This is a genomic window from Williamsia sp. 1138 (assembly GCF_002095435.2).
Lineage (GTDB): Bacteria > Actinomycetota > Actinomycetes > Mycobacteriales > Mycobacteriaceae > Williamsia.
In genome coordinates this window covers 127,846-153,435 of sequence record NZ_MJEJ02000045.1, presented here as the reverse complement: position 1 = coordinate 153,435, position 25,590 = coordinate 127,846, and the positions used below count along the sequence as shown (strand labels likewise).

At 66.1% G+C, this 25,590-nt stretch carries 21 protein-coding genes and 1 pseudogene; 12 read left to right on the top strand and 10 right to left on the bottom strand.

Annotation, left to right across the window (positions count from 1 at the left end; all coding sequences use genetic code 11):
• Both BH683_RS16105 and BH683_RS16100 read right to left on the bottom strand, forming a co-directional pair.
• A complete protein-coding gene (locus tag BH683_RS16105) occupies window positions 1-1,440 on the bottom strand; it encodes a hypothetical protein (protein ID WP_084837269.1) in 1,440 nt (479 codons plus the stop codon).
• A 17-nt stretch (window positions 1,441-1,457) separates the two neighbouring features.
• The gene (locus tag BH683_RS16100) at window positions 1,458-2,414 is read right to left on the bottom strand and encodes a Ppx/GppA phosphatase family protein (RefSeq protein ID WP_084837268.1); all 957 of its coding nucleotides are present in this window, start codon (window positions 2,412-2,414) and stop codon (window positions 1,458-1,460) included.
• A 52-nt stretch (window positions 2,415-2,466) separates the two neighbouring features.
• On the opposite strand from BH683_RS16100, the gene BH683_RS16095 reads away from it, so the two are divergent.
• A complete protein-coding gene (locus BH683_RS16095) occupies window positions 2,467-3,300 on the top strand; it encodes a hypothetical protein (protein WP_094647532.1) in 834 nt (277 codons plus the stop codon).
• A gap of 99 nt (window positions 3,301-3,399) precedes the next feature.
• Here the strand turns inward: BH683_RS16095 and BH683_RS16090 are convergent, their stop codons facing one another.
• From BH683_RS16090 to BH683_RS16075, 4 genes are all read right to left on the bottom strand, one after another.
• Window positions 3,400-4,089 (bottom strand): response regulator transcription factor, encoded by a 690-nt coding sequence (locus BH683_RS16090; RefSeq protein ID WP_084837266.1) that lies wholly within the window; start codon window positions 4,087-4,089, stop codon window positions 3,400-3,402.
• Entirely contained in the window at window positions 4,086-5,390 is a 1,305-nt protein-coding gene (locus BH683_RS16085) for an ATP-binding protein (protein ID WP_246833411.1), read from the bottom strand. The genes BH683_RS16090 and BH683_RS16085 overlap by 4 nt, the downstream gene beginning before the upstream one ends.
• A 166-nt stretch (window positions 5,391-5,556) precedes the next feature.
• A complete protein-coding gene (locus tag BH683_RS16080; protein WP_084837335.1) occupies window positions 5,557-5,892 on the bottom strand; it encodes a GNAT family N-acetyltransferase in 336 nt (111 codons plus the stop codon).
• Window positions 5,893-5,988: 96 nt separating this feature from the next.
• On the bottom strand, window positions 5,989-6,735 hold the full coding sequence (locus BH683_RS16075; RefSeq protein WP_084837265.1) for a phosphoglyceromutase: 747 nt from the start codon (window positions 6,733-6,735) through the stop codon (window positions 5,989-5,991).
• Window positions 6,736-6,799: 64 nt separating this feature from the next.
• Here BH683_RS16075 and BH683_RS16070 point away from each other — a divergent pair, with 64 nt between their 5' ends.
• Window positions 6,800-7,540: a tyrosine-protein phosphatase gene (locus BH683_RS16070; RefSeq protein WP_084837264.1), complete on the top strand. Its 741-nt coding sequence runs from the start codon at window positions 6,800-6,802 to the stop codon at window positions 7,538-7,540.
• Between the two features lie 306 nt (window positions 7,541-7,846).
• Window positions 7,847-9,310: an MFS transporter gene (locus tag BH683_RS16065; protein WP_084837263.1), complete on the top strand. Its 1,464-nt coding sequence runs from the start codon at window positions 7,847-7,849 to the stop codon at window positions 9,308-9,310.
• 70 nt (window positions 9,311-9,380) lie between these two features.
• Here BH683_RS16065 and BH683_RS16060 read toward each other — a convergent pair whose 3' ends face one another.
• The 4 genes and pseudogenes from BH683_RS16060 to BH683_RS16045 form a co-directional block, all read right to left on the bottom strand.
• Window positions 9,381-10,988 carry an AMP-binding protein gene (locus tag BH683_RS16060; protein WP_084837262.1) on the bottom strand — a complete coding sequence of 536 codons (1,608 nt, stop codon included), beginning with the start codon at window positions 10,986-10,988 and terminating at the stop codon, window positions 9,381-9,383.
• 60 nt (window positions 10,989-11,048) lie between these two features.
• Window positions 11,049-11,726 (bottom strand): YbjN domain-containing protein, encoded by a 678-nt coding sequence (locus BH683_RS16055; RefSeq protein ID WP_084837261.1) that lies wholly within the window; start codon window positions 11,724-11,726, stop codon window positions 11,049-11,051.
• A 122-nt stretch (window positions 11,727-11,848) separates the two neighbouring features.
• Window positions 11,849-13,105 (bottom strand): annotated as a pseudogene (mshA, locus tag BH683_RS16050) (D-inositol-3-phosphate glycosyltransferase); the annotation flags it as partial.
• On the bottom strand, window positions 13,102-13,980 hold the full coding sequence (locus BH683_RS16045) for an alpha/beta hydrolase (RefSeq protein WP_084837259.1): 879 nt from the start codon (window positions 13,978-13,980) through the stop codon (window positions 13,102-13,104). The gene BH683_RS16045 and the pseudogene mshA, both read right to left, overlap by 4 nt.
• 125 nt (window positions 13,981-14,105) lie before the next feature.
• Here BH683_RS16045 and BH683_RS16040 point away from each other — a divergent pair, with 125 nt between their 5' ends.
• The 9 genes from BH683_RS16040 (at window position 14,106) to BH683_RS16000 (ending at window position 25,485) form a co-directional block, all read left to right on the top strand.
• Window positions 14,106-15,074 carry a pirin family protein gene (locus BH683_RS16040; protein ID WP_084837258.1) on the top strand — a complete coding sequence of 323 codons (969 nt, stop codon included), beginning with the start codon at window positions 14,106-14,108 and terminating at the stop codon, window positions 15,072-15,074.
• A 127-nt stretch (window positions 15,075-15,201) separates the two neighbouring features.
• Window positions 15,202-16,503, top strand: coding sequence for an aspartate aminotransferase family protein (locus tag BH683_RS16035; protein ID WP_084837257.1), 1,302 nt, complete (start codon window positions 15,202-15,204; stop codon window positions 16,501-16,503).
• A gap of 47 nt (window positions 16,504-16,550) precedes the next feature.
• The gene (locus BH683_RS16030; RefSeq protein ID WP_084837256.1) at window positions 16,551-17,798 is read left to right on the top strand and encodes a cytochrome P450; all 1,248 of its coding nucleotides are present in this window, start codon (window positions 16,551-16,553) and stop codon (window positions 17,796-17,798) included.
• A complete protein-coding gene (locus tag BH683_RS16025) occupies window positions 17,795-18,373 on the top strand; it encodes a TetR/AcrR family transcriptional regulator (protein ID WP_084837255.1) in 579 nt (192 codons plus the stop codon). The genes BH683_RS16030 and BH683_RS16025 overlap by 4 nt, the downstream gene beginning before the upstream one ends.
• Before the next feature lie 104 nt (window positions 18,374-18,477).
• A complete protein-coding gene (locus BH683_RS16020) occupies window positions 18,478-19,467 on the top strand; it encodes a zinc ABC transporter substrate-binding protein (protein WP_084837254.1) in 990 nt (329 codons plus the stop codon).
• A gap of 54 nt (window positions 19,468-19,521) precedes the next feature.
• Window positions 19,522-20,394 (top strand): metal ABC transporter ATP-binding protein, encoded by an 873-nt coding sequence (locus BH683_RS16015; RefSeq protein WP_084837253.1) that lies wholly within the window; start codon window positions 19,522-19,524, stop codon window positions 20,392-20,394.
• Window positions 20,391-21,284 carry a metal ABC transporter permease gene (locus BH683_RS16010; RefSeq protein WP_084837252.1) on the top strand — a complete coding sequence of 298 codons (894 nt, stop codon included), beginning with the start codon at window positions 20,391-20,393 and terminating at the stop codon, window positions 21,282-21,284. The genes BH683_RS16015 and BH683_RS16010 overlap by 4 nt, the downstream gene beginning before the upstream one ends.
• Window positions 21,285-21,515: 231 nt before the next feature.
• Window positions 21,516-21,773, top strand: a complete 258-nt coding sequence (locus BH683_RS16005; protein ID WP_143696069.1) for a hypothetical protein — start codon at window positions 21,516-21,518, stop codon at window positions 21,771-21,773.
• A gap of 247 nt (window positions 21,774-22,020) precedes the next feature.
• A complete protein-coding gene (locus tag BH683_RS16000; protein WP_084837250.1) occupies window positions 22,021-25,485 on the top strand; it encodes a BTAD domain-containing putative transcriptional regulator in 3,465 nt (1,154 codons plus the stop codon).
• The last annotated feature ends 105 nt before the right edge of the window (window positions 25,486-25,590 follow it).

The following is a 25,590-nucleotide window of genomic DNA, read 5'->3' as shown; positions in this document are numbered from 1 at the left end:
TCAGTCTCCGGCGACGAGCAACAGCACCAGCGGACCAATCGTCACGAGCAAGCCGACACCCAATGCCAGCAGGGTGCTGATCAGGTCCTGGCTGCGCCGCACGACGTGCACGAGGGTGACCAACCCGAAGATCACCGCGACCGCGAGGATGAGTGCGAAATACACATTCCAGCGCCACAATTCGGTGAAACCCCAGAAGAGCGCCACGCCGACGGCCAAACCGGCCAGCACCTGGCCGATGAGCAAGAGCCACTGGACCGACGGCGACTTCTCCGTGGGAGCCGCCTCGTCGTGCGCGGGTTCACCGGCGGGCGGGTGATCCTGCGCCGCTGCCGAACCGGTCAGCCGGGTCCGTACGGCATCAGCATCCGCGTTGGCGTCGTCGCCCGGCGTCTGCGGTGTCGCCGGATCTTCGATGGGGGTCTCGTCGACCGGGCTTCCGCTCGCGAACGCACCGAACCCGCGGGTATCCGCCTGGGCCGGTGCGGCATTCGACTCCTCGGCATTCGACTCCTCGGGGCTCGAACGCTTCGTGGTGTCGACGCGCGACGTGGCATCGTCGTCGACGTCGAAACGCAGGTATCGGCCGGTATCGGCCTGTGCTTTCCCGGGCGCAGGCGACTGAGCCGGTTTGGCGGACTCGGCGGGCACAGGCGGAGGCGGACCGTCCGTGGCAAAGACCGGAGGGTACGGCGGCGGAGTCGCGGTGACCGTCGGTATGAGCTGCGTCACTTCATGATCGGTATCGTCCGCGTGGTCCCGAGACGTCCTCGGCGATTCAGGTGCGGACGGCGCAGCAGCGGTCGCCTTCTTGCGTCCGAATCCCAGGATGCCGCGTTTCTTCTTCGGCTCACCGGTCGGTGACGGGGTCGCGTCGACGTCCTCGAAGTTGCGGTACGCCTCGAATTCGCGATCCCGCTCGGCGGCACTGAGCACACGATGATCATCCTGACGATCGCGGTTCGGGTCCTCGTCGTCGACCTGCGAGTACGCCTGCACCGAGGAGATGACGCCGGTGGTCTCGGAGTCCGAATGCTGGTCGGACGTATCGGCGACAGACGGCCCCGTCACCTGCGGTTCGGCCTTTTCCGATTCCGGGTGAGATGAGGCCTCGTCCTGCTCGGTCGAGTCAGTTGACACCGCGGGAGCGGGCTTCGTCTCGGCGGCGTCGGCCTCGGGCGCCGATTCGGCCCGCTCGGAGACGTCGGCAGCATTGAAGTCGCGGGTGGGCGGCGGTGTCGTGGACTCGGCGATGCGCGGGATCTCACCGGTCAGCTCGGCAACGGAGATGCCGTCCTTACCGCCGCGATGGCGACGGCCGGTGGCTGCCGGAGAGTTGGCCGCCGCCTCGGCGACGTCCGTCGCACCGGCCTCTTTGGCGCGCGCCAGCAACTCGGCAACCGAGATGGGACGTGAATCGGGATCCGATCCTCTGGCCATGAGTTAGTTCACCATCCTTAGCGTTCGCCCGCCGGCAACTCGGTGTCGCTGGACTCCAGATCCAGTCTGCGCAGAATGACACCTTCGCGTAGGGCCCATGGGCATATCTCCAAAGTATCGATCGACAGCGCGCGCATGCTCGCCTCCGCGACGAGTGCGCCCGCCACCAGCTGTCCTGCGCGGTCCACACTCACCCCCTCCAGTTCGGCTCGATCCGCTGCAGTCATCCGGGAGATGAACGCGATCAACTGTCTCAAACCACTGATGGTCAGTGTCCTCTTGACACGGGGTCCTGCGCTGGAAGGTGCCGCGCCGGTGAGTCGCGCCAGCGAGCGGAACGTCTTGGACGTGCCCACCGCCAGGTCCGGGGAGCCGGCTCCGATCAGTTCTTTGGCTCCGGCCGCCAGTTCGGCGTCGAGCCAGTCGCGCAGAACCGCCACGCGCCGTCTGCCCGGAGGATCCTCCGCCAGCCATTCCCTGGTGAGCCTGCCCGCACCCAGCGGCAACGACAGCGCGACGTCCGGTTCCTCGTCGACGCCGTTGGACAGCTCCAGCGAGCCGCCACCGATGTCGAGGGCCACTATCCGGCCCGAACCCCACCCGTACCAGCGACGCACCGCCAGCGAGGTCAGGCGGGCCTCGTCGACCCCCGAGAGCACCACGACCCGCACCCCGGTCGCCTCGGCGACGCGTTCGAGCACCTCGTCGCAGTTCGCCGCGTCGCGCACCGCCGAGGTGGCGAAGGCCATCACCTGCTTGCAACCCGAGGTGTAGGCGATTTTCGTGAACTCGTCGACAGATTCGATCAGCCCATCCGCGCCGCGCTGCGAGAGCCGGCCGTCGGCATCGATCTGCTCTGCCAGTCGCAGGGTCGACTTCGTCGAACTCATCGGGGTCGGGTGACCGCCCCGGTGGGCATCGACAACCAACAGGTGGACTGTGTTACTGCCGACATCAAGCACTCCTAAACGCACGGGTTACAACTTAGTGCGTCTACCGTTGGTAATTGTGCACGCAGCCTCCAAAATCGACCCGGCCCCGGAAGTTCCTCTCGACTTTCCGCGCGAGTGGTACGAGTTCGCCGACCCCGAAAACCCGGAACACATCATCAACGCCGACCTCACCTGGTTGTTGTCGCACTGGACCTGTGTCTTCGGAACCCCTGCCTGCCAGGGCATCATCGAGGGCCGCGAGAACGACGGCTGTTGCAGCCACGGGGCGTATCTCTCTGACGACGGGGACCGCGAGATCCTCGCCAAGGGCGTGGCCATGCTGACGCCCGATGATTGGCAGTACTACCAAAAAGGTTCGGGCAAAGACCCTTTGGGCAAGCGCGGATATCTCGAGGAGGACGAGCTCGACGGTGAGCTCGCCCTCAAGACCCGCAAGCACAAGGGCGCCTGCATCTTCCTGAACCGCCCGGGTTTCGCCGGCGGTCAGGGCTGCGCCCTGCACTCGATGGCGCTGCGCAAAGGAATCGAGCCGCTCGAGGTCAAACCCGAGGTGTGCTGGCAGCTCCCGGTGCGACGCGAGCAGCAGTGGGTGGAGCGGCCCGACGGCGAGCAGGTCCTCAAGACCACCATCACCGAGTTCGACCGGCGTGGCTGGGGGTCCGGAGGCGCCGACCTGGAGTGGTACTGCTCAGGCTCCCCCGACGCACACATCGGCGCGAAGCAGGTCTGGGAGTCGTACCGGCCCGAGTTGATCGCGCTTCTCGGCGAGCCCGCCTACGAAGAACTCGCGAAGGCCTGCCGACGTCGCCAGGGACTCGGACTCATCGCGATCCACCCGGCCACCGCCGCTGCCACCAAGCGTCAGGAGGGCGACATCAAGTACGCCCAGCACCCGGAAGAGGCCTGAGCTCACCACCCAGGAATTCGCGCCATCCGCCGGCGTACGCGCCAGGTGCAACCGGCGCGTACGCAAGCAGGTGGCGCGAACTCTCAGCGGATGAACGACTCAGGGCTCGAACTTGTAGCCGAGACCCCGCACGGTCACCAGATGCTTGGGGTTGCCGGGATCGGACTCGATCTTCGACCGCAGCCGCTTCACATGCACGTCAAGGGTTTTGGTGTCCCCGACGTAGTCGGCACCCCAGACCCGGTCGATGAGCTGCCCCCGGGTCAGCACCCGGCCCGCGTTGCGCAACAGGTACTCCAGCAGATCGAACTCTTTGAGTGGCAACGTGATCGACTGTCCACTGGCAGACACGGTGTGGCGCTCGACGTCCATCGACACCGGCCCCGCCTCGATGAGCCCGCCGTCGAGGTCGAGCGCTTCGCCTGCGTCACCTCCGCGGCGGAGCACCGCCCGGATCCGGGCTATCAGCTCGCGCGCCGAATAAGGTTTGGTCACATAGTCGTCGGCACCCAGCTCGAGCCCGACGACCTTGTCGATCTCGCTGTCGCGTGCGGTCACCATGATCACCGGAGTCGACGATCGGGCCCGGATGGCCTTGCAGACCTCGGTGCCGGAAGCTCCGGGCAACATCAGGTCGAGCAACACGATGTCCGGGCTCACCCTCTCGAACTCGGGCAGCGCGGAGTTGCCGTCGGTGACGATCGTGGCCTCGAAACCCTCTTTTCGAAGCAGGAACGCGAGCGGGTCGGCCAAGGATTCTTCGTCCTCGACGATCAGCACATGTGTCAACGGCTCAGTTCTCTCTCTTCGTGGACCACGATTGCGGTCTTGTCTGATTCTCTGGCTGCGGCGTCCGACTGTCGTGCCGCCGCGGCGAGTGGGATGGTGAGGGTGAAGGTGGAGCCGGTTCCGGGTTTGCTCCACAGTTCGATGGCGCCGCCGTGGTTGCTGGCGACGTGCTTGACGATCGCCAGTCCCAGGCCGGTGCCCCCGGTGGCGCGTGAGCGGGCCTTGTCGATACGGAAGAAGCGCTCGAACACCCGCAACTGATGCTGGGGCGCGATACCGATGCCGCGGTCGGTGACGGCGATGGCCACCATCGGCCTGCCGTCGACGTTGACCACGCGCCTGCTCATGGACACTGACGTCCCGCTGGGTGAGTACGCGATCGCATTGGCCACCAGATTGTTCAACGCCGTCAGCAGCAGGGTGTGGTCGCCGTCGACGTGCAGGCCGGAATCGTCGTCGGTGGTGAGTTTGATGCCCGCTGCCTCGGCGTTGATCTGGGCCCGGTCCAGCACCTCGTCGATCAGGACGTCGACCTCGACATCCTCCAGATCCGGCAGTCGCTCTGCGCCCTGCAGTCGCGACAGCGCGATCAGCTCGGACACCATGTTGCCCATACGCACCGATTCGATGCGGACCCGCTCACCGAAGTGCTCCACCGAGTACGGGTCATCGGACGACTCCAGCAGCGCCTCGGCCAGTAGCCCGATCGCGGCGACGGGGGTCTTGAGTTCGTGGGAGACGTTGGCGACGAAGTCGCGGCGGGTCTCCTCGACCCGGATGTTCTCTGAGTCGTCGTGGCCGTAGACGACCGCAAACCGCTCGCCACCGTCGGCGATCAGTTCGGACAGGCACGACACCGACTGGATCTTGCGACCCGGCGCGCGACCGGTCGACACGAAAGCACCCGTGCCTTGCGGCGGCACGAACGTGAACCGGCCGTTGTCTCCGCTTTCCAAGGTGTAGCGGGCATACTCCCAGACCGAATCGTCCAGCAGGTGATCGTGGACCATCCCCAGGTGGACGGCCTGCTCGTTGTAGAAGACGACGTCGCGCACGTCGTCGACCACGGCGACACCGGTCTCGCCGCCTTCGATGATGCGGTCGAGCAGCATCGCGCGGGTCATGCGGGTGGCGGCTGGGGGCGGCGGTGTCGCCTGCAGGACCGTCGGGACCGACGGGGCGACAACTGCGGCCGCTTCGATCGATTCAGGCAGACCTCTGCGTCGGCCGACGAGCCATCCGGCCGTCGCGCCGATCAGTAGCGCCAGCACCGCCACGCCCGCGACAACAAATGCGGTCACAGACAAATCTTACGGGCAGCTGAACATGACACCTATGCAGAATGCTCGGCATCGGGTGCCGGTAACAAGTCAGCGCGCCAGAGTTGGGGCTTTGTTCACCCGATTGTCGCCGGAATGGCCCCCGGCGGGGCAATTGATCGAAATCGAAACCCGTTTCGGTTTTCGCTCAGCGGGTCACTTCGGTGGCCATACCCGCGTATTCGGGGTTCTTGTCGATGAAATATCCGACATAGGAACACAGGGGCACGACCTGTTTGCCCGTTTTCGCGATGTCGTCGAGGACGAATTTGACCAGGTGAGCGGCATATCCGTGACCGCTGAACTGGCTGTGCACCACGGTGTGGGTCAGCAGCACCTGTTCGGGTTCGCTGACGTAGTCGAGGTAACCGACATAATCGTCACCGACGAATATCTCGTACCGTTCCTGCGCCTGCGAATGGGTCACCCGAATTGTGGAATCACGCGTGTCGGTCCCGGTCCCAGATGTGTTTTCTCCCGCCATGGAACCAGGGTAGACCTCGCGTTCGACCATCACCGCTGGTTGCACGAAGAGATGCGGATTCCGTCGCCGCGAACGACGATGACGCGTGAATCCGTGCTACTTGCTGCCTTGCGCGGCCACTGCGGCCGCACCCGCAGCAGCCGCGTCAGGGTCCAGGTAGGTGCCACCCGGGTTCAGCGGTTTCAGGTTCTCGTCGAGGTCGTAACGCAGCGGGTTGCCGGTCGGGATGTTCAGGCCGGCGATGTCCTCGTCGGAGATGCCGTCGAGATACTTCACCAGCGCGCGTAACGAGTTGCCGTGCGCGGCGACCAGCACCGTCTTACCTGCCTTGAGATCTGCGGCGATGGCGTCCTCGAAGTACGGGATGAGGCGGACCACAACGTCTTTGAGGCATTCGGTCAGCGGGACCTCGGGCAGGTCGGCGTAGCGGACGTCGGCGTCCTGGCTGTACTCCGCACCCTTCTCGATCGGGGGTGGCGGGGTGTCGTAGCTGCGGCGCCACAGCATGAACTGCTCGTCGCCGAACTTCTCTTTGGTCTCGGCCTTGTTCAGACCCTGCAGGGCACCGTAGTGCCGCTCGTTGAGCCGCCAGTCGCGGATCACCGGGATCCAGTGCCGATCGGCGGCGTCCAGCGCGATCTCGGCGGTGGTGATCGCGCGGCGCAGTAGCGAGGTGTAGAGGACGTCGGGCAGCACATCGTGCTCGACGAGCAGCTCGCCGGCCCGCACGGCCTCGGCCTTTCCCTTGTCGGTGAGGGCAACGTCGACCCAGCCGGTGAACTGGTTGGACGCGTTCCACTCGCTCTCGCCGTGCCGCATCAGGATCAGGGTTCCGTTGCTCATGAGGCAATAGTTTTCCACAGGCCGAGCAGCCCGGTCGCGCCCACGACCACATACACTGACCGCCATGCTCTCCGGCGCCTGGAATTTCCGCGATGTGTCCGACCTGAAAACCGACGAAGGACGTTGTGTCGGTGCAGGTTTCCTCTTCAGGAGTTCAGAACTCAGTTCCCTGGAGGACACCGGCGGGCAAGATCTCGTCAACCTCGGTGTGACCGACATCTTCGATGTCAGGGACACAGCCGAGATAGAGCGCAGCGGTTCGGACAAGGTGCCGGATGGCATCGAGGTCCACGTCCTGCCCTTCGACCTGCGCCCGGACGGCAAGGCCCCACACGAGATCTCTCGTGAGGAGTACATGGCGAACCGCACCCGATACCTGTCCCAGGTGTACGCGACGATGCCGATGCTGCCGGGAGCGATGAACTGCATCGAACAGGTGATCAAGTTGCTCGGCGACCCCGATCGGCGAGTGCTCGTCCACTGCGCTGCAGGCAAGGACCGGACCGGCTGGGTCGTCGCCGTGGTGCTCGGTGCCCTGGGTGTCGCCCGAGACGAGGTCCTGAAGGACTACCTGGAAAGCAACGCGAGCATCGGGCCTCTGCGTGCCCACATGCAGAAGATCTACGGCCAACCCGACGGCGAGCCGATCGAGATCTCGGATGATCTGCTCGGCGTCAACGAGGTGTATCTGGCCGCCGCACAACAAGCGATGCTCGATACGTATGGGTCGCTCGAGGACTACCTCGCCGCCTGCCGCGTGACCGAGCAAGATCTCGAGCGCTTGCGGGCCCGCCTTCTGGTCTGAGGCCGTTCAGCACGCTCGACGGTTGTTTGAGCACGCTCGACGGCGTTATCGGCACGCTCGACGGAAGTCTGAGCGAGGGAGCGCAGCGACCGATGCGAGGACCCGGCAGGAGGCCCCGCGTGCTCTGGACAGAGGAGCGAGGGAGCGCAGCGACCGAGTCGACGAAGGAAGAGCGCGCGCTGAAGGGCCGAACTGCCCGCGAGCGGAGCGAGCCAAACCAACACAGCGAGCCAAACCAACACAGCCCTGCTGGTCACAGCCCTGTCTGATTTGTTGCATTGCGCATTTGCATGCATGATGCAAGTAATGACTACTGCGCCTGAGAAGTCCTCGAATCCGAGATTGCTGATCGCCGTGCTCTGCTTCGGTGGTCTGCTGGCGTCGTTCATGCAGACCCTGGTGATCCCGATCGTCGGCAAACTGCCGGAATACCTGAACACCAGCGCGGACAACGCCTCCTGGGTGATCACGTCCACCCTGCTCGCCGCCGCGGTCGGTATGCCGATCGCCGGGCGCCTCGCCGACATGTTCGGCAAACGCGCCGTGATCCTGGGTTGCATCGCCGCGATGATCGTCGGTTCGGTGATCTGTGCCCTCACGTCGCTGGTGGTGCCGATGATCGTCGGGCGTGGACTGCAGGGGCTGGCGATGGGGCTGATCCCCTGCGGCATCAGCCTTCTCCGGGACAAGCTCGATCCGGCCCGGATCCCCGGGGCCATCGCCACGATGTCGGCGACCCTCGGTGTCGGCGGCGCGATCGGTCTGCCGGTCGCGGCGTGGATCACCCAGACCTTCGACTGGCACGTGCTGTTCTGGACGTCCGCCGGACTTGCCACCTTCACGTTCATCCTGGTGTTCACGCTCGTCAGCGAGTCGCATGTGAAATCGCCGGGCACCTTCGACATCACCGGCGCCGTCGGACTGACCACCGCGCTCGTGGCGTTGCTGCTCGCGCTGTCGAAGGGTGCGGCCTGGGGTTGGACCAGTGTGATGACGCTCGGACTGGCCGCCGCCGGTCTCGCGGTGCTGGCCCTCTGGGGCTGGTTCGAATTGCGGACGAAGACACCGCTGGTCGATCTCCGCACCTCGCGCCAGCCGGTCATCGTGCTGACGAACGCCGCCTCTGTGCTGGTCGGCTTCTCACTCATGGCCATCGGTCTGGCCGCACCTCAGCTGCTGCAGATCCCCCACATCCCCGGCGTCGTGGACTACGGCATGGGCGAGACGATCCTGGCGACCGGCCTGATCCTCGCCCCCGGCGGATTGATGATGATGTTCCTGTCCCCGGTGTCCGCGCGGCTCAACATCGTCATCGGCCCCAAGATGACACTGCTGATCGGCGCCTCGGTCATTGCGATCGGTTACCTCACGTCGGTGTTCCTGATGTCCGATCCGTGGCAGATCCTGGTGGCCAACATCATCGTCAGCGCCGGCGTCGGGATCGGGTATTCGGCGATGCCCGCCCTCATCATGTCGGCCGCGCCCCTGCATCAGATGGCGGCGGCGAACAGCCTGAACTCCTTGATGCGCTCGATCGGTACGGCCATCGCGTCGGCTCTCCTGGCGACGATCCTGGCCAGCTCGGTCATCGACATCGGCGGCGGAAATGTCGTGCCTGCCGAATCCAGCTTCCGGTTGGTGTTCATCGCGGGCAGCATCGCGGCAATCGGCGCGGCACTGCTGGCGCTGAGCATCCCCAACAAGTTCGTGCGGCCCCCCACCTCGCTCGCTGCGATGGAGGACAACAACACCGCCGAGGCTGTCTCTTAGTCCCGCTCCACAAACACGAAGACGATCCACCTGTAGGTGGATCGTCTTCGTGTTTGTGAAGCGTTTGGCGTCAGGCGACGGGCTTGCGCAAATCCTTCCGCAGGATCTTGCCTGCCGCGCTCTTCGGGATCGCGTCGATGAACTCGACCTCACGGACCTTCTTGTGCGGAGCCACCTGGGAGGCGACGAACTCGATCACCTGTTCACCGGTGAGGTCCGCTCCCTCACGCTTGACGACGAAAGCCTTCGGGATCTCTTCCCCGGTGTCTGCCTCGATGACTCCGATCACCGCGACATCGGTGACGTCGTCGTGGGTGAGAAGCAGTGCCTCGAGCTCGGCGGGAGGCACCTGGTAGCCCTTGTACTTGATGAGTTCCTTGAGCCGATCGACGATGTAGACGAACCCGTCGGAGTCGACCTTCGCCATGTCGCCGGTATGCAGGAATCCGTCGTCGTCGATGGTTTCCTTGGTCGCCGCGTCGTTGTTCAGGTACCCGACCATGACGTTCGGTCCGGACACCCACAGCTCGCCGGGCTCGCTCAGGCCCTGCGCCGGGATACCGATGTCTTCGCCGGTGGCGGGGTCGACGATCTTGTTCACGGTGTTGGGGATCGGCCATCCGCAGGAGTTCAGCGGAGCCTGCGGGCCGTCGCCCGGGTCGACCGGGATCACGTGGCTCACCGGGCTGAGTTCACTCATGCCGTAACCCTGGATGACCTGCGTGCCCAACCGCTTGGCCACGGCCTTGCCGAGTTCTTCGTCGAGGGGCGCAGCGCCGGACATGATGGTGTTGATCGACGACAGATCGTAGTCCTCGACCAACGGGTGCTTGGCCAGCGCAACGGCGACCGGCGGTGCGATGAACACGTAGCTGCACTTGAAGTTCTGGATGGACTCCAGGAACTGCACGAGGTCGAAACGCGGCATCACGACGAGCTTCGCGCGGTTGTACAGCGCGAGGTTGAGCAGCACCGTCATGCCGTAGATGTGGAAGAACGGCAACACGGCCAGGACCGAATCGTCGTGCGACATCTTCAGCAGTGGCTGACTCTGCGCGACGTTCGCGATCAGGTTGCGGTGCGTCAGCATCACACCCTTCGGGTTGCCGGTGGTTCCCGAGCTGTAGGGCAGGACCGCCAGATGGGTGGCGGGGTCGAAGCTCACCTCAGGAGCGGGTAGCCCGGCCGCCAGCAGATCGATCGCGTTCGGATTCGGGCTCTCGGCCTCGCCGGGCCCGTTCAGGATGATCACCGCGCTCTCGGGCAGACCCACCTGCGCAGCTGCGGCTTTTGCACCGTCGGCGAGCTGGGTGATCGTGATGAGCATCTTGGCACCGGAGTCGGTGAGCTGTTTGGCGATCTCGGGAGCGGTGAACAGGGCATTGACCGTGGTCGCCGTCGCACCGGCGCGCAGGATGCCGTGGAACACGAACGCGAAAGCCGACGTGTTCGGTGACAGCAGAGCGACCTTGTCGCCGACCGCGATGCCCCGTGCGGCCAATGCCCCGGCGAACGCGTTGATCCGGCCGATCAGTTCCCGGTACGACGTGCCCTCGGTCGCGCCGGCGTCGATGAGCGCGGTCCGCTCCAGGTCGTCCTCGCTGATGTTGCCGAAGAGCGTCTCGTAGATGGAGCCGTCGGGAATCTCAACAGGCGGATACGGACTCTTGAAACTCATGACTGACTGACCTCCGGCATCGTGGGTGACTTCTGCAGCAAAACATACCAATGATTGTTGTCAGGCTTTCGCCGAATCGGACACATCACCCTCATCATCGCCGAGATCTCGGGGCGCGACGCCGTTTTGCACGACGGACTCCGCCCTGCTGCCACCGGCCTGTGGGGCGCCGGCTCCGTCTGCTCTGCCTGCGCCTGCACCGTCGGGTCGAACGCCTCCGGGTTCGTGCCCCTCGATCAGGTGCTCGAACGCCTTGAGGTTGTTCAACGACTCACCTCGCGAGACCCGCCATGCCCATTCCCTGCGGATCGAGGTGATGAACCCGATCTCCAGCAACACGTTGAAGTCGCCGTCGGCGGCTTCCAAGGTCTGGCCGAGCAGGCGGTCGAGTTCGGCACCGGTGATCGATTCGGCAGAGTGCCTGCCCACCAGGTAGATGTCACCGGCGTTGTCGAGGGTGTAGGCCACCCCGTAGAGCCGACGATTCCGCTTGAGCATCCATTTGTAGACGCCCTCGTGATTCTCGTCGGGCTTGCGGCAGACGAACGCTTCCAGGCGCAGTCCGTGCGGGCCCACCGTCAGCAGCACAGTCGTCTTGAGCTTCTTCTCACCCGGCAGCTCGATCACGAAATAGTCGGCGTCTTTTCCGCCGGAATCCTTGCGGCTGTAGGTCAATTCACGCTCACCGAGAAAGTCTTCGATGATGGCGCTCAGGTCGGTGGTCACCTGTGTGGTCACGTACGTACTCCATTTCGTCGTCCGGCGAATCGGCGGGCGATCCGCGCCAGTGGTCGATCGTCTTCGATGTCCGCGCCGTTGACCGTCGCGGCAGCGGGCGAGGCGGCGGCCGGCTGTGCGGTGCGACTGCGGAACGTCTCTATCGCTTTTCCGTAGCCGGCCAGCAGCTGATCTGCGGTGTGATCCCACGAGAAGTGCTGCGCGTGCTCATGGGCCGCGGCACCCATCGCTTCCAGTTTCGGCAGATCGCCGAGGAGCCGGTCCAATTCGGCGGTCCAGTGGTCGATGTCATGCCCGTCGACGAGGACGCCGCTCACCCCGTTCTCGACCGCGACACCCAGCCCGCCGACGTCAGCCGCGAGCACCGGCACACCGGTGGCCTGCGCCTCGATCGCAACCAATCCGAAGCTCTCCGAATAGCTGGGTACTGCAACAAGATTCGACGCCCGGTACACCTGGACGAGACGCTTCGGCGACTGCGGGGGGATGAAGGTCACCGACGCTTCGACACCGAGTTCCCTGGCCAGGTCGATCAACGACGAGGGTCGGTCCAAGCCCGATCCGGACGGCCCACCGGCGATCAGCAAACGCAGCTTCTTGCCATCGGCGAGACCACGCCTGATCAGCGGCGCCGCGGCACGGAGCAGCACATCGGGGGCCTTGAGCGGCTGGATCCGCCCGACGAACGTCACCACCACCTCATCGGGATCGAGACCGAACTCGAGCCGCGCCTGCGTCCGCGAACCCGGGGTATAGCACTCGAGATCGGCGCCGGGTGTGACGACGTCGATCCGCCGTGGGTCGGCTCCGTGGATGGCAATCAGTTGCTGCGCCTCGGATTCGGTGTTCACGATCAATCGATCGGCCTCGTCGACGACCTGCTGTTCGCCGACCTGCCGCATGGGCGGTTCAGGGGTGTCCCCGGCGGCGAGCGATGCGTTCTTGACCGCGGCGAGGGTATGGGCGGTGTGGACCAACGGCACCGCCCAGCGGTCGCGGACCAGCCAGCCGACCTGGCCGGACAGCCAGTAGTGCGAGTGCACCAGGTCGTAGTAGCCGACCGGCCGCCCCGCCTCGGCGCGCAGGACACCGGCGGTGAAGGCGCACAACTGAGTGGGCAGGTCTCGCTTGTCCAGTCCCTCGAAGGGTCCGGCAACCACGTTGCGGACGGTCACTCCCGGCGCCGCGGTCACCACGGGTTCATCCGTGGATGACGTTGCCCGGGTGAAGATCTCGACCTCGACCCCGCGTTGGGCCAACCGTTTCGCCGTCTGCCACACGTACACGTTCATCCCGCCCGCGTCTCCGACACCGGGTTGGGCCAGCGGCGAGGTGTGTACCGAGATCAGCGCAACTCGACGCGGTCGTGAACCGGTCATCGCACACCGCCGGACACGGTCACGTCGACGAGGAAGTCGTCGACCTCCCGGACGAAACGGCCCGGGTCGTCCAGGAACGGTGCATGCCCGGCGCCGTCCCAGAATCGGGCCTGCGCGCCTGGGACGAGCCCGGCCAGATGTTCGGCGCTGGAGATGTCCACGACGCCGTCCGCGGTCCCGTGAATCAACAGGATCGGTAGCCCCGCCTGCTCCAGCAACGCGTCGTTGGCGGCTTCCCGCGCGAACAGCCCGGCGCGGATATATGGGGGCACGGTGAGTGAGGTACCCAGAAGCCGCTGGGCGCAAGCACCTTGTCCGGCCGGGGCCAGACTGCCGGCAAACGACTGCAGCGCAGCGACCGCTGTCGCGGGGTCCTCCGAGTAGGCATCGGGAAGCGCAGCGCGCATCTGCGGCCCCACCCTGCCACCCGCCTGCCCGCGACCGATGGACGTGATGGCCCCGACGAAGATCAGCCCGGTGGGCGCGATGGCTCCGGCGCGGGCAAGGTAGTCACAGATCACCAGGCCGCCGTAAGACCAGCCGAGCACGAACACGGGCCCGCCGAGTGGCACCTCGGCCGCCAGGACGGCGGCGACGTCGCTGCCGAAGTCCTCAGAGGTCAGCCGATCCGCGGGCGGCACTCCCGAACCACCGTGGCCGCGCAGATCCATCGCGATGACGCGATACCGCGCGGCGAGGTCGTCGATCAGGTCGCCGCCCCAGCACGCGCTGGATTGTGCCCATCCGTGGATCAGCAGCAAGGTGGGGACGTCGCGCGCATGTGCGGCGTCATCGACCGAGTCGGCGGGGCCGGTGACCCGGTATGCGATGTCCGTACCGTCGCCGGCGGCGACCCGGCGCGTGAAGGTGCCCATACGTCCACACTAATCCTGCGGGCCGGGAGCACCGGTGGCCCGACGGCCGGCACCGATCCGGAACAAATCGGACTGCGGTCCGGTTACTCTGGTAGTAAGAACTTCCAGCCTCGAAGGAGCACCTCATGCCCGCAGTGAGCGCCGATACCTTGACCCTCCCCCGCATCTCCGGCTCGATCGCTGCCGACACCCAACGCCCGGTACGCACGGTGACCACCGGCCCGCGCGGCCACGAGGGCGAAGGATTCCCCGTGGTTCGTGCGTTCGCCGGCGTGCCCGCAACCGCTCTCGACCCGTTTGTCCACATGGACCAGATGGGTGAGGTCGAGTACGAACCCGGCGAGCCGAAGGGCACCAGCTGGCACCCGCACCGCGGCTTCGAGACGGTCACGTACATGATCGACGGCCGCTTCGCCCACCAGGATTCCCATGGCGGCGGCGGGATGATCGAGGACGGCGCCACGCAGTGGATGACCGCCGGCTCGGGCATCCTGCACATCGAGACACCACCGGCTGAGCTGGTCGAGAGCGGTGGCCTCTTCCACGGCATCCAGCTGTGGGTCAACCTGCCGAAGCGCGACAAGTTCACCGACCCGGCCTACCAGGCCATCGAGGGCAACCAGGCCACCCTGGTGAGTTCCCCTGACGGCGGCGCACTTGTCCGCATCATCGCCGGCAACGTCGGCGAGCACCGCGGCCCGGGTTCGACCCGCACCCCGATCACCCTGGCCCATGCCACGCTGCAACCGGGGGCTGCCCTGGACCTGCCGTGGAACCGGGACTTCAACGCCCTCGTCTACGTGCTGTCGGGACGCGGCACCGTCGGACCCGTCGGCAATCCGATCCAGCAGGGGCAGCTCGCGGTGCTCGGGCCCGGCGACCGCATCTCGCTGGCGGCAGCCGAGAACCAGGACTCCAACCGTCCCGCCCTCGAGGTGCTGCTGCTCGGCGGACAGCCGATCCGCGAGCCGGTCTTCCAGTACGGCCCCTTCGTGATGAACTCCAAGGCCGAGCTCGTCGAGGCGGTCGAAGACTTCAATGCCGGCAAGTTCGGACAGATCCCGCCCGGCGCACTGATGCCGCACACCGTCTGAGCCCGGGGATCCTCGTCCCCGGCAAGGGCCGCCGAGGGGAATCTTCCCCCGGCAGCCTTTCAGGGGGACAAACTCGGCGCACACCTGAGATCGTTGGTCACACGCCAACCATCGACAGGAGTCCACCGTGACGAACTCGGAGTTCTGGTCGACCGCCCGTGACCACATCATCCGCTACGGCGGCACGTTCACGCCCCGGATCATCGAGCGTGCACGTGGTTCGTACGTCTACGACAGCGACGGCACCGCCATCCTCGACTTCACCTCGGGGCAGATGAGTTCGATTCTGGGCCACGGCCATCCGGAGATCGTCGACGCAGTGCACACCGCGATGACCAACCTCGATCACCTGTTCAGCGGGATGCTCAGTCGTCCGGTCGTCGAGTTCGCTGCGGCGTTGTCCGAGACGCTGCCGACCGGGCTGGACAAGGTGATGCTCCTCTCGACCGGCGCCGAGTCGAACGAGGCCGCGCTCAAGATGGCCAAGCTCTACACCGGGAAATACGAGATCGTCTCGTTCGACCGCTCCTGGCACGGGATGACCTCCGGCGCGGCCGCGGCGACCTATTCGGCAGGTCGCAAAGGCTATGGGCCGCCGCCGCCCGGCAACTTCACCCTGCCGACGCCCAACGCCTATCGGTCACCGTTTCGCACGGCGGGCGACGACCACGATTGGCAGGGCGAACTCGACTACGGGTTCGACCTCATCGACCAGCAGTCCGCCGGGTCGCTGGCCGCCTGCATCGTCGAGCCGATCGTGTCTTCGGGCGGTCTCATCGATCTGCCGGTCGGGTATCTCGCAGCGTTGAAAGCCAAGTGCGACGAGCGCGAGATGCTCTTGATCGCCGACGAAGCGCAGACGGGTCTCGGACGCACCGGGGCGATGTACGCGTTCGAGCGGGACGGCGCGGTCCCCGACATCATCACGCTGTCCAAGACGCTCGGGGCCGGGCTCCCGGTCGCCGCGGTCGTGACGTCGGCGGAGATCGAAGAGCGTTGCCACGACCGCGGCTACCTGTTTTTCACCACCCACGTCTCCGACCCCCTCGCAGGCACTGTCGCGTCCACCGTGTTGCGCGTGGTGCAGCGCGACGATCTCGTCGGTCGTGCCGCCCGATCCGGAAAGCGACTGCGCGACCATCTCCTCGACCTGCAGTCACGGCACGACGTGATCGGCGACGTTCGCGGTCGCGGCCTGTTCCAGGGCATCGAACTCGTGTCAGACAGGCTGACCAAGGCGCCCGCCGACCAGCTCGGACAACGGGTCACCACCGCGTGCCTCGAGCGCGGTCTACATATGAACATCGTCCAGTTGCCCGGGATGGGCGGCATCTTCCGGCTGGCGCCGCCACTGAACATCAGCGACGACGACCTCGACCGCGCGATGGCCATCCTCGACAGTTCCCTGTCTGCGGCGATGAGGGCTTGATTCGCAGTCGCCTTGACACTTATGCCTATCTGTCTCATTGTTGGGACATGACCGCCCATCTGTCCCACCGCGCACCGTTTCGTCTCCTCTCCGGCGAGTCATGGCGGGAGCCGTGGCAGATGTACGCGGATCTGCGCGACCACGACCCGGTACACCGCGTGCACACCGACCATCCCGACAAGGACTTCTGGGTCCTCACGCGACACGCGGACGTGAGCCGGGCAGCTGACGACTGGCGCACGTTCACCTCCACCAAGGGGCTGACCGTCACCTACGGCGAACTCGAGAGCATCGGCCTTGCCGACAACCCGCCCATGGTCATGCAGGATCCGCCCCAGCACACGGATTTCCGGAAGTCGGTCGCGCGGGGCTTCACACCCAAACAGGTCGCCGAGGTCGAACCAGCGGTCCGGGAGTTCGTCACCGCGCGACTCGATCGGCTCATCGAATCGAACGGCGGCGACATCGTCGCCGATCTCTTCAAGCCACTGCCTTCGATGGTGGTCGCGCACTATCTCGGGGTGCCAGAGTCGGATCGGGCGGCGTTCGACGGGTGGACCGAGGCTGTCGTCGGTGCCGACACCTCCAACCTCGCGAAAGCGGGCGAAGCAGCCGCCGGTGCGATCATGGAGATGATGGCCTATTTCGGCCAACTCATCTCCTACCGCCGCGAGCACCCCGGCGACGACACCGTGTCGCATCTGGTGAAGGCAGGAGTCGCGGAGGACGGCAACACCGAGGGGTTGTTGTCGATCCTCGCCTTCACCTTCACCATGGTTGCCGGCGGCAACGACACCACCACCGGCTTGTTGGGCGGCGCGACCCAACTGCTCGCCGAGAATCCCGATCAGCGGGCGGAACTCGCGGCGAATCCGGCCCTGGCCGGCGACGCGGTCGACGAATTCCTGAGGTTGACCTCTCCTGTTCAGGGCCTTGCCCGCACCACCACAGCGCCCGTCGAGTTCGACGGCGGCACCGTCCCGGCCGACCGCAAGGTGTTGCTCGCCTATGGCTCGGCGAATCGGGATCCGCGCGCATACGGCCCTGACGCGGACGTCCTCGACATCCGTCGACGCCCCCGCTACATCATGTCCTTCAGCCGCGGCGGTCACCACTGCCTCGGCGCTGCCGCGGCCCGGATGCAGGCCAGGGTCGCCATCGAAGAGCTGCTGAAGCGATGCCCCGAGTACACGATCGATCCGGAGTCGGTCACCTACGCCCAGGGCAACTACGTCCGGCGCCCGCTGACCCTGGACTTTCACCCGTCGTCACCGAACCCTGCTGTGGGTCGATGACGTCGAGGACACCCTCCTGGCTCGGCAGTAACCGCTCTGCCATGGCGGCCAATCGCATCCTCGACGTGGCCGCAGACCTGTTCATCGCTCACGGCGTCGCGCCGGTCAACATGAATCAGATCGCCGCGGCGGCCGGATGCTCTCGGGCGACCCTGTACCGCTACTTCGCCTCTCGAGGCGACCTCTACATGGCCTTTGTGGAGCGGGAGGCGCGAGCCCTGTCGAAGACGATCGCCGACCGGGTCGCAGAGATTCCCGACCCACACGAACAGGTCACCGAGGCGATCCTGGCTGCGGTCGATGGAGTCCGAACCGATCCGGTGTTGCGGACCTGGTTCCTTCCCGAATCCGCGGCGCTCACCGGAGCGATCGGCACCTCGTCGGAGTTGGTGAACCGCATCGCGGTCGCATTCGTGAACGGCGGGGCATACGACTCCGGTGCCGAATCGAACCTGCAGGGCCGTTTCATGGTGCGAGTCATCTTGTCGCTGCTGATGACTCCGGGCGCCGACGCCACCGAAGAACGAGAGCTCGTGCGCCGCTTCGTCACCCCGTCGGTCCTCGGCCCGAACTGATTTCGCATCCCTGTCGGTAACGGTTATCATTAGCGTCTGTTCGGCGAAGTTCGCAGCAAGCCCTTGCGCGAATCGCCCACACACGACGTGAAAGGTTCTTCCCGATGCGCACCTCGACCCGATTCCTGGGGGTCACCGCGGCCCTGACCCTGGCCACCGGGGTGATCGCCGGATGTTCGTCCGACGACGCGGGCACCACCTCTGACGGCAAGGTCGACGTGGTCGCGTCCACTGACGTCTGGGGCGCGGTCGCCTCGGCGATCGGCGGCGAGCACGCGCAGGTCACCGCGCTCTACACCTCGCCGGACGGCGACCCACACGAGTTCGAGGCCAGCGCGAAGGACACGGCCAGGGTGTCCGACGCCGGCGTGGTCGTGCTCAACGGTGGTCACTACGACGCCTACATGGAAGAGGCCCCGAAGGGTCCCGATGCCATCGTCGTCAACGCGTTCGATCTGATGGAGGGCACCGAGCATTCCGAGGAGCAGGGGCACGATCATGCAGAGGGCGAGGCCCACGAAGAAGAGGGCCACGACCACGCCCCCGGTGCGGTCAACGAGCATGTGTTCTACAACCTGACGGTCGTCGGTGAGGTCGCGAACAAGATCGCCAATGCCCTGTCCGAGAAGGACAGTGCGAACGAGCAGTACTACCGCGACAACGCGGGGACGTTCAACGAGCAGATCGCGCAGCTCCAAACCCAACTCGCTGCGATCAAGGCCACCGACCCCGGCGCCCAGGTGGCGCAGACCGAACCCCTCGCCGGTTATCTGCTCGCCGAAGCCGGCCTCGAGGACGTCACGCCTGCCGGATTCCAGGATGCCGTCGAAGCCGGGCAGTCACCATCGGCCCGCGACGTCGCCGCGACCCAGGACCTGCTCCGCGACCGGAAGGTGCGGGCCCTCGTCTACAACACCCAGGCGGTCGACGAGGCCGCGAAAGCCCTACTCGACATCGCGAACACCGCAGGTGTGCCCGTCGTCGATTTCACCGAGACCCTCCCTGTCGGAGTCACCGACTACATCGCGTGGCAGCGGGCTAATGTTGAGACGCTGACGTCCGCCCTGGCGTCAGGCGCGCCCAGCAACCCCTGATCGATCCAACACCCCCGATCCGTCCAGCACCACCCGATGTAGGCAGCCCAGCAGATGACCCAGCCCGTACCGGCACCCGTTCTCGGCGAGCAGCGGCCCGCTGCCGTCACCATCAGCGGCGCCCGGCTGTCATTCGGGCAACGGGTGCTGTGGGACGACTTCGACCTGACCCTCGCTCGTGGCGAGTTCGTCGCGGTCCTCGGGCCGAACGGCTCCGGCAAGACCTCACTGCTGAAAACCTTGCTGGGTCAATATGAATTGGATGCCGGTTCGGTGACGGTCTCGGGCCGTACGCTCCGTCGCGGCGACAGCACCATCGGATACATCCCACAGCAGCAGACGCACGATGAGGGCGTACCGCTGCGGGGCCGTGATCTGGTCGGCCTCGGGGTCGACGGTCAGACCTGGGGATTGGGTTGGCGAAATCGAAAGCGCCGCACAGAGCTTGTCGACGACGCCATCGCCCAGGTGGACGCCCGCGACTTCGCCGATGCACCGCTGGGTCTGCTCAGCGGAGGTGAACAGCAGCGACTACGCGTGGCCCAAGCGCTGTCCGGAGATCCGACGGTGTTGCTGTGCGACGAGCCACTCCTGAGCCTCGATCCCGCCAACCAGGGCCGCGTAGCCGCCCTGATCGACCGGCGCAGGCGCGACCACGGCACCGCAGTGTTGTTCGTGACCCACGAGATCAACCCGATCCTGCCGTACGTCGACCGCGTCGTGTATCTCGTCGACGGCCGCTTCCGGATCGGGACACCCAATGAGGTCATGACGTCGGAGACCCTGAGCGAGCTGTACCAGACCCGTGTCGACGTCCTCCACGTCCAGGGCCGGCTCATCGTCGTCGGCGCAGACGAATCCGCGTGTCACGGAGACCATCACCTCATAGATCAGCAGTTCGCCGGCACCTCAGAGGTCGCTGAGTGAGCGCCACCTGGTCCGATTTCTTCGACTTCGGTGAGACCGCCAATCTGCTGGGATACCCCTTCGTACAGCAGGCGCTACTCGCCACCGCCCTGCTAGGCGTTCTCGGTGGCCTGCTCGGTCCGATGATCGTGAGCAGACAGATGTCATTCGCGGTGCACGGTACGAGCGAGCTGACATTCACCGGTGCAGCCGCAGCGCTCCTGCTCGGGTTCAGCGTCAACCTCGGCGGTCTGATCGGTGCCGTGATCGCCTCGGTGATCTTCGGATTGCTCGGAACCCGCGTCCGCGAGCGTGATTCGGTGATCGGCGTGGTGATGGCCTTCGGCCTCGGACTGGGGGTGCTGTTCATCGCGCTCTACGGACGCACCGGAACCGGCTTCAACCTCCTCACCGGCCAGGCCGTCAATGCGGGAGCAAAAGGTGTTGTGGCCGTGGTGATCACCACTGTCGTCGTGGTGGCGGTGATGTCCGTCATCTACCGACCCCTGCTGTTCGCCAGCACCGATCCGCGGGTCGCCGAGGCGCGCGGCGTGCCGATGAAACTGCTCTCCGTGGTGTTCGCCGTACTGCTCGGCGCCGCGGTCGCGCAAAGCGTTCAGATCATCGGTGCGCTATTGGTGATGTCGCTGCTCATCACCCCGGCGGCCGCCGCGATGAGGATCTCGTCGAATCCGACCGTTGTACTGGGGTTGTCGATTCTGTTCGGTGTGGTCGCGGCCGTCGGCGGCATCATCCTGTCGCTGGCACCTGCCCTGCCGCCGTCGGTGTTCGTCACCACGATCTCGTTCGCCATCTATCTGGTGTGCCGCGTGGTCGGCACGCGCCGTTCGAAGACGTCGGGTCGACGGCGCGTCCCGACCACCCGTTCGCTGCTCACATCCGGCGCCTGATCGGCCATCCCCCTCGACCGTGCCGAAACTCGCGCCGAGCGTGCCCTTTCGGCCGTCGAGCGTGCCCTTTCGGCCGTCGAGCGTGCCCTACTGGTTCGTTTCCGACGATGTCAGACCTCGCTGATATCCTGATTGCGGTCAGCTCCTTCTGAAGCGAAAAGGGTTGAGCCGCAATAAAATAAGTGTTCTCGAACGCTTGTGCGAATGCGGCAATCGCGGTAGTTTCAACTCATGAACTTGCGGGGGCTGTTCGAACACCTATCACCTATGGCGGCAGATGCACTTCTGCTCGCGCCGCTCGACGACCTGGCGTTGTCAGAGGAATTGCTGCAGGCAGTGCAGACGCCTCCGGCTGCCGCGCAACGCTACGTGGGCGGTGGTCGCGCGCTCAGCTCTGTTCCTTCGGTCGCTGCGTATGCCGTCGACGGGAACCCACCCATCAGATCCCACGCTCGGCGAACGCTGACCACCGAATCACTCGCCGCCTGAACCCTCCGGTCCCATAGAGACCACCACAGATTCACGAGAAACTACACACAGCGACGCAGTCCCGAGCTACTACCGCAGCACAGGTGAACTCCTGTGCAGCTCGAACATTGACAATTCCATAGTGTGAGCCCCGACGGGGCGAAGATCGGCTGGTGAGAGGGCCGCGGTCTATCCATCCCGTATCCAATCCGAGTCGCCTAAGCTCGTACTCGATTCGCGTACGGGACTCGAGGTCGGAAGGCAGGCCATGCGCTACCAGCTACTCGGCCCGCTCTCCGTTGTCCGGCGGGCAGGCAAGGGTGCCGTGTCGGTCGACCTCGGCTCGCCGAAGCAGCAGGCGATCCTGGCGATTCTGCTGGTCAATCGCGGCACCGTCGTATCCACCGACCGCTTGTCCGACGCGTTGTGGGGTGAGCAGGCACCGCCGAGCGCGACGTCGAGCCTGCAGGCCTACATCTCGAACCTGCGGCGAGCACTGCGCGATGATGCGGTCGGGACCTCACCCATCCGGCGGCAGTCGAACGGGTACATCATCGACGTCGCCGAGTCCGAGGTCGACGTCAGCGAGTTCCTCGACCTCGCCAACCAGTCCCGCCAGGCATCAGACGACGAGGCGTGGGCACTGGCCCTCGACACTGCCGAACGGGCGTTGATGCTGTGGCGCGGCGAGTTGCTCGTCGGTCAGCGCGACGAGGAGTGGGTGCACACCGAGGCCGCGCGTCTCGAAGAGATCCGCAGCGGGTGCCGCGAGGTCCGGATCACGGCACTGCTGGCGCTCGGCAGGCTGGCGCAGGCGCTCGCTGACGTCGTTGCGCTGCGAACGGACCAGCCCTACCGCGACCGCAGTGCGTGGTTGCACATTCTCGCGCTGCACCGCGCGGGACGTTCGGCGGAGGCGCTCGACGTCTACGCCGACCACGCCCGCCGACTCGACGGCGACCTCGGTCTCGAACCGAGCGCCGAACTCCGTGAACTCCAGGGTGCGGTACTGCGGCACGACCCCGAACTCGCGGCCTGGCCTCGTCGACCCAGTTGGTCGGGCGCGGGTGAACTGCGAACACCGGAACCCGATCCTGCCGTGGTTCATTCGACTGCGGCACCCGAGGTCCCCGCACCCGGTGGACTGGTCGGAAGAGTCCGCGAACAGGCGCTGATCGCTCAGCTTCTCGACGACGTCGTCGCCGGAGCAACGCGCTGGCTGATCCTGATCGGCCCGCCGGGTATCGGGAAAACTCGGTTGGCCGACGAGGCAGCCCGACGGCTGCAGTCGATGGGCGGTCGTGCGATCTGGGCGAGGAACCCCGAGGAGGGTGCGCCGGCGTGGTGGCCTGCGCGACAACTGGTGGACGCCTTGGGCACCGACCCTGCCGAGATCCTTTCCACCCCAGACGATGTCGACGCCGACACCGCCCGCTTCACCGCCTACGACCGGATCCAGCGGGTGCTCGAGGAAGGTGCGGCCGCGTCCCCTCTCGCCGTCGTGGTCGACGACGCGCAGTGGGCCGACTCGATGTCGGTCGGCGCCCTCGCGTCGATGGCAACCTCCGCTCACCACCATCGGATCGCCTTCGTGATCACGCTCCGCGAGGGAGAGCATCATCCCGCGATCGGACGTCTGCTCAGCGCGGTCGCGCGCGCCACCGGCAACCGCCAGATCGTGGTGCCGGCTCTCGACGACGAGGAGGCCTCCGCCCTGGCAACGCAGACGGCGGGCGGTGAACTGACCGACGACGAGGTCGTCCGCCTGGTTCGCCGGACCGGGGGCAACCCGCTGTTCGTGTCCGAGTATGCACGGCTGTCCCGCGAAGAACGCAACACGGGCGAACTGCCGCTGGCGGTACGTTCGGTGCTCGGGCTACGTCTGGCCGGTCTCGATCCAGAGGTGCTCAAGACGCTCCGGATGGCGGCGATCATCGGCGACACCATCGACATCGGCGTGCTGTCCCGGACCATCGACCTCGATATCGACTCGCTGGCAGATCATCTCGACGAGGCCGCCGACGAACGGATCATCACCGCTGCACCCGGCAGCGGTGGGTACACATTCGCGCACGGCCTGTTGCGCGAGGAGGTGCTGGCCCAGATGCCCGCGCTGCGCCGAAAGCGGGCGCACGCGAGAGTTGCCGAAGTGTTGACCGAAAGTGTCGGCGCCGATGTGCTGACCAGGCGGGCACAGCATCTGGTGGCTGCGCTGCCTCTCGTCGATCCCGGGGATGCCGTGGCCGCCTGCGCCGGCGCGGCCACCGACTCCGCGAGCCGGTGGAACTCCGAGGCCGCTGTGTACTGGTGGCAGCAGGCTCTGGCTGCCTACGAACTACTGCCTGCCGCCGAGCAGACCGACGAGCAGCGCGACGAGTTGACCGTCGCACTGCTCGAGGCGCTTTCGCGGTCCGGGCGTGGGCAAACCGTGCTCGAAACGGTCGAGACGGCGCTGACGGTGGCGGTTCGAGCCGAAAAGCCCTCGACTGTCGGGAGACTCGCGGGCTCGCTGCTGCGCTCCGGGGGCGGCTGGCCGTGGGTCTCACCGACGAAGGACCCCACCCCACTGCTGCTGTTGCTGGCCAGGGCCGAGCAGGTGGTCGCCGACGACCCAGCCGCCCGGGCCCAGGTCCTGGGGGCCCTCAGCGTCGGCCACAGCTACCATCCGGATCCAGCACTTGCTCCCGAATTGATCAGGCGGGCACAGGAATACGCCGCAATCGCCATTGATCCCGACATCACCGCCGAGGTCATGATGGCGTGGTTGATCACCTTCTCCGGGGTGTCGACCCATGCCGACGAGGTCATCACGGTCATCGGCGAACTGTTGACCTTCGAGCACCACCAAGCGCGGTTCGACGCGGTCATCGCCCATTCGATCGCAACGATGGCCGCGTACACCCTCGGCGACATCGCAGCGGTGCAGGACCATCTACAGCAGGCCATCGCGGGCAGCGAAGAGCTGAGCCTGCCCATCTTGCGTGCACAGTTGCGATGGATGGAGGTGGTGGTGGCGGTCTGGCACGGCGACTTCGAGCGTGCGGAACACCACCAGTCCATTGCCAAACGGGTTCACGAGCAGACCGAGCTCTACGTGACCGGCCAGTCGACGATGTCGCTGATGGGTCTGCGACGCGAACAGGGCACGCTCTCGGAGGCCGAGACCACCATCGCCCGCGACCTGATCACCGACGTGGCCGCCAGCCCCACCGATACGAACATGCTCGGGGTGATCGCAGCGGGGATGGCGACCATCGCCGGCGCACCGCTCGACCGCGATCTCGCCGATGCCTTGGTTCGGCAACGCCAAGCCACCCGCGGCGCGCACGTCTGGTTCACCCTGGGTCACGCCGTGGCGCTGGCCCACGTCGTCGCCGACTTCGACTTGATCGAGCACGTGTCCGATTTCATCGCCGAACTCGAGCCGTTCACCGACGGTGTCGGCGCAATCGGGCAACTCGCCGCCGTCGGCCCGGTGGGACTGGCCCTCGCCCGGCTGCACATGCTGATCGGGAATGATTCGGCGGCAAGGGAATCGGTTGCCGCCGCTACGCGGATCGCCGAACGGTCCGGCGGCACGCCGTCCCTACTTCGCTGCCAGGTCCTCGACTGGCAGCTCCGTCGGCCAGACGAACGACGTCCGAACGAACTCACCGACCTTGCCGAACGCGCGCGGGCACTCGGCATGATCGGCCTGGCACACGAGGTCGACGCCCTGCGTGAGCAGGCCTGACCGTTCTCCACCGTGACCGCCGGGCATCGAGCTCAGCTGCAGCCGGCCCACGGCCCCCACCGACGACAACCACGCCGACCGATCGCCTTGTCGCCTAGGCTCCGA

Bases quoted from the DNA above. Each gene is read 5' to 3' on its own strand.
- BH683_RS16030 (WP_084837256.1), top strand. From the start codon at position 16,551: ATGACCGCCCATCTGTCCCACCGCGCACCGTTTCGTCTCCTCTCCGGC.
- BH683_RS16020 (WP_084837254.1), top strand. From the start codon at position 18,478: ATGCGCACCTCGACCCGATTCCTGGGGGTCACCGCGGCCCTGACCCTG.
- BH683_RS16000 (WP_084837250.1), top strand. From the start codon at position 22,021: ATGCGCTACCAGCTACTCGGCCCGCTCTCCGTTGTCCGGCGGGCAGGC.
- BH683_RS16005 (WP_143696069.1), top strand. From the start codon at position 21,516: ATGAACTTGCGGGGGCTGTTCGAACACCTATCACCTATGGCGGCAGAT.
- BH683_RS16070 (WP_084837264.1), top strand. From the start codon at position 6,800: ATGCTCTCCGGCGCCTGGAATTTCCGCGATGTGTCCGACCTGAAAACC.
- BH683_RS16075 (WP_084837265.1), bottom strand. From the start codon at position 6,735: ATGAGCAACGGAACCCTGATCCTGATGCGGCACGGCGAGAGCGAGTGG.
- BH683_RS16065 (WP_084837263.1), top strand. From the start codon at position 7,847: ATGACTACTGCGCCTGAGAAGTCCTCGAATCCGAGATTGCTGATCGCC.
- BH683_RS16105 (WP_084837269.1), bottom strand. From the start codon at position 1,440: ATGGCCAGAGGATCGGATCCCGATTCACGTCCCATCTCGGTTGCCGAG.
- BH683_RS16080 (WP_084837335.1), bottom strand. From the start codon at position 5,892: ATGGCGGGAGAAAACACATCTGGGACCGGGACCGACACGCGTGATTCC.
- BH683_RS16045 (WP_084837259.1), bottom strand. From the start codon at position 13,980: ATGGGCACCTTCACGCGCCGGGTCGCCGCCGGCGACGGTACGGACATC.
- BH683_RS16015 (WP_084837253.1), top strand. From the start codon at position 19,522: ATGACCCAGCCCGTACCGGCACCCGTTCTCGGCGAGCAGCGGCCCGCT.
- BH683_RS16060 (WP_084837262.1), bottom strand. From the start codon at position 10,988: ATGAGTTTCAAGAGTCCGTATCCGCCTGTTGAGATTCCCGACGGCTCC.
- BH683_RS16025 (WP_084837255.1), top strand. From the start codon at position 17,795: ATGACGTCGAGGACACCCTCCTGGCTCGGCAGTAACCGCTCTGCCATG.
- BH683_RS16040 (WP_084837258.1), top strand. From the start codon at position 14,106: ATGCCCGCAGTGAGCGCCGATACCTTGACCCTCCCCCGCATCTCCGGC.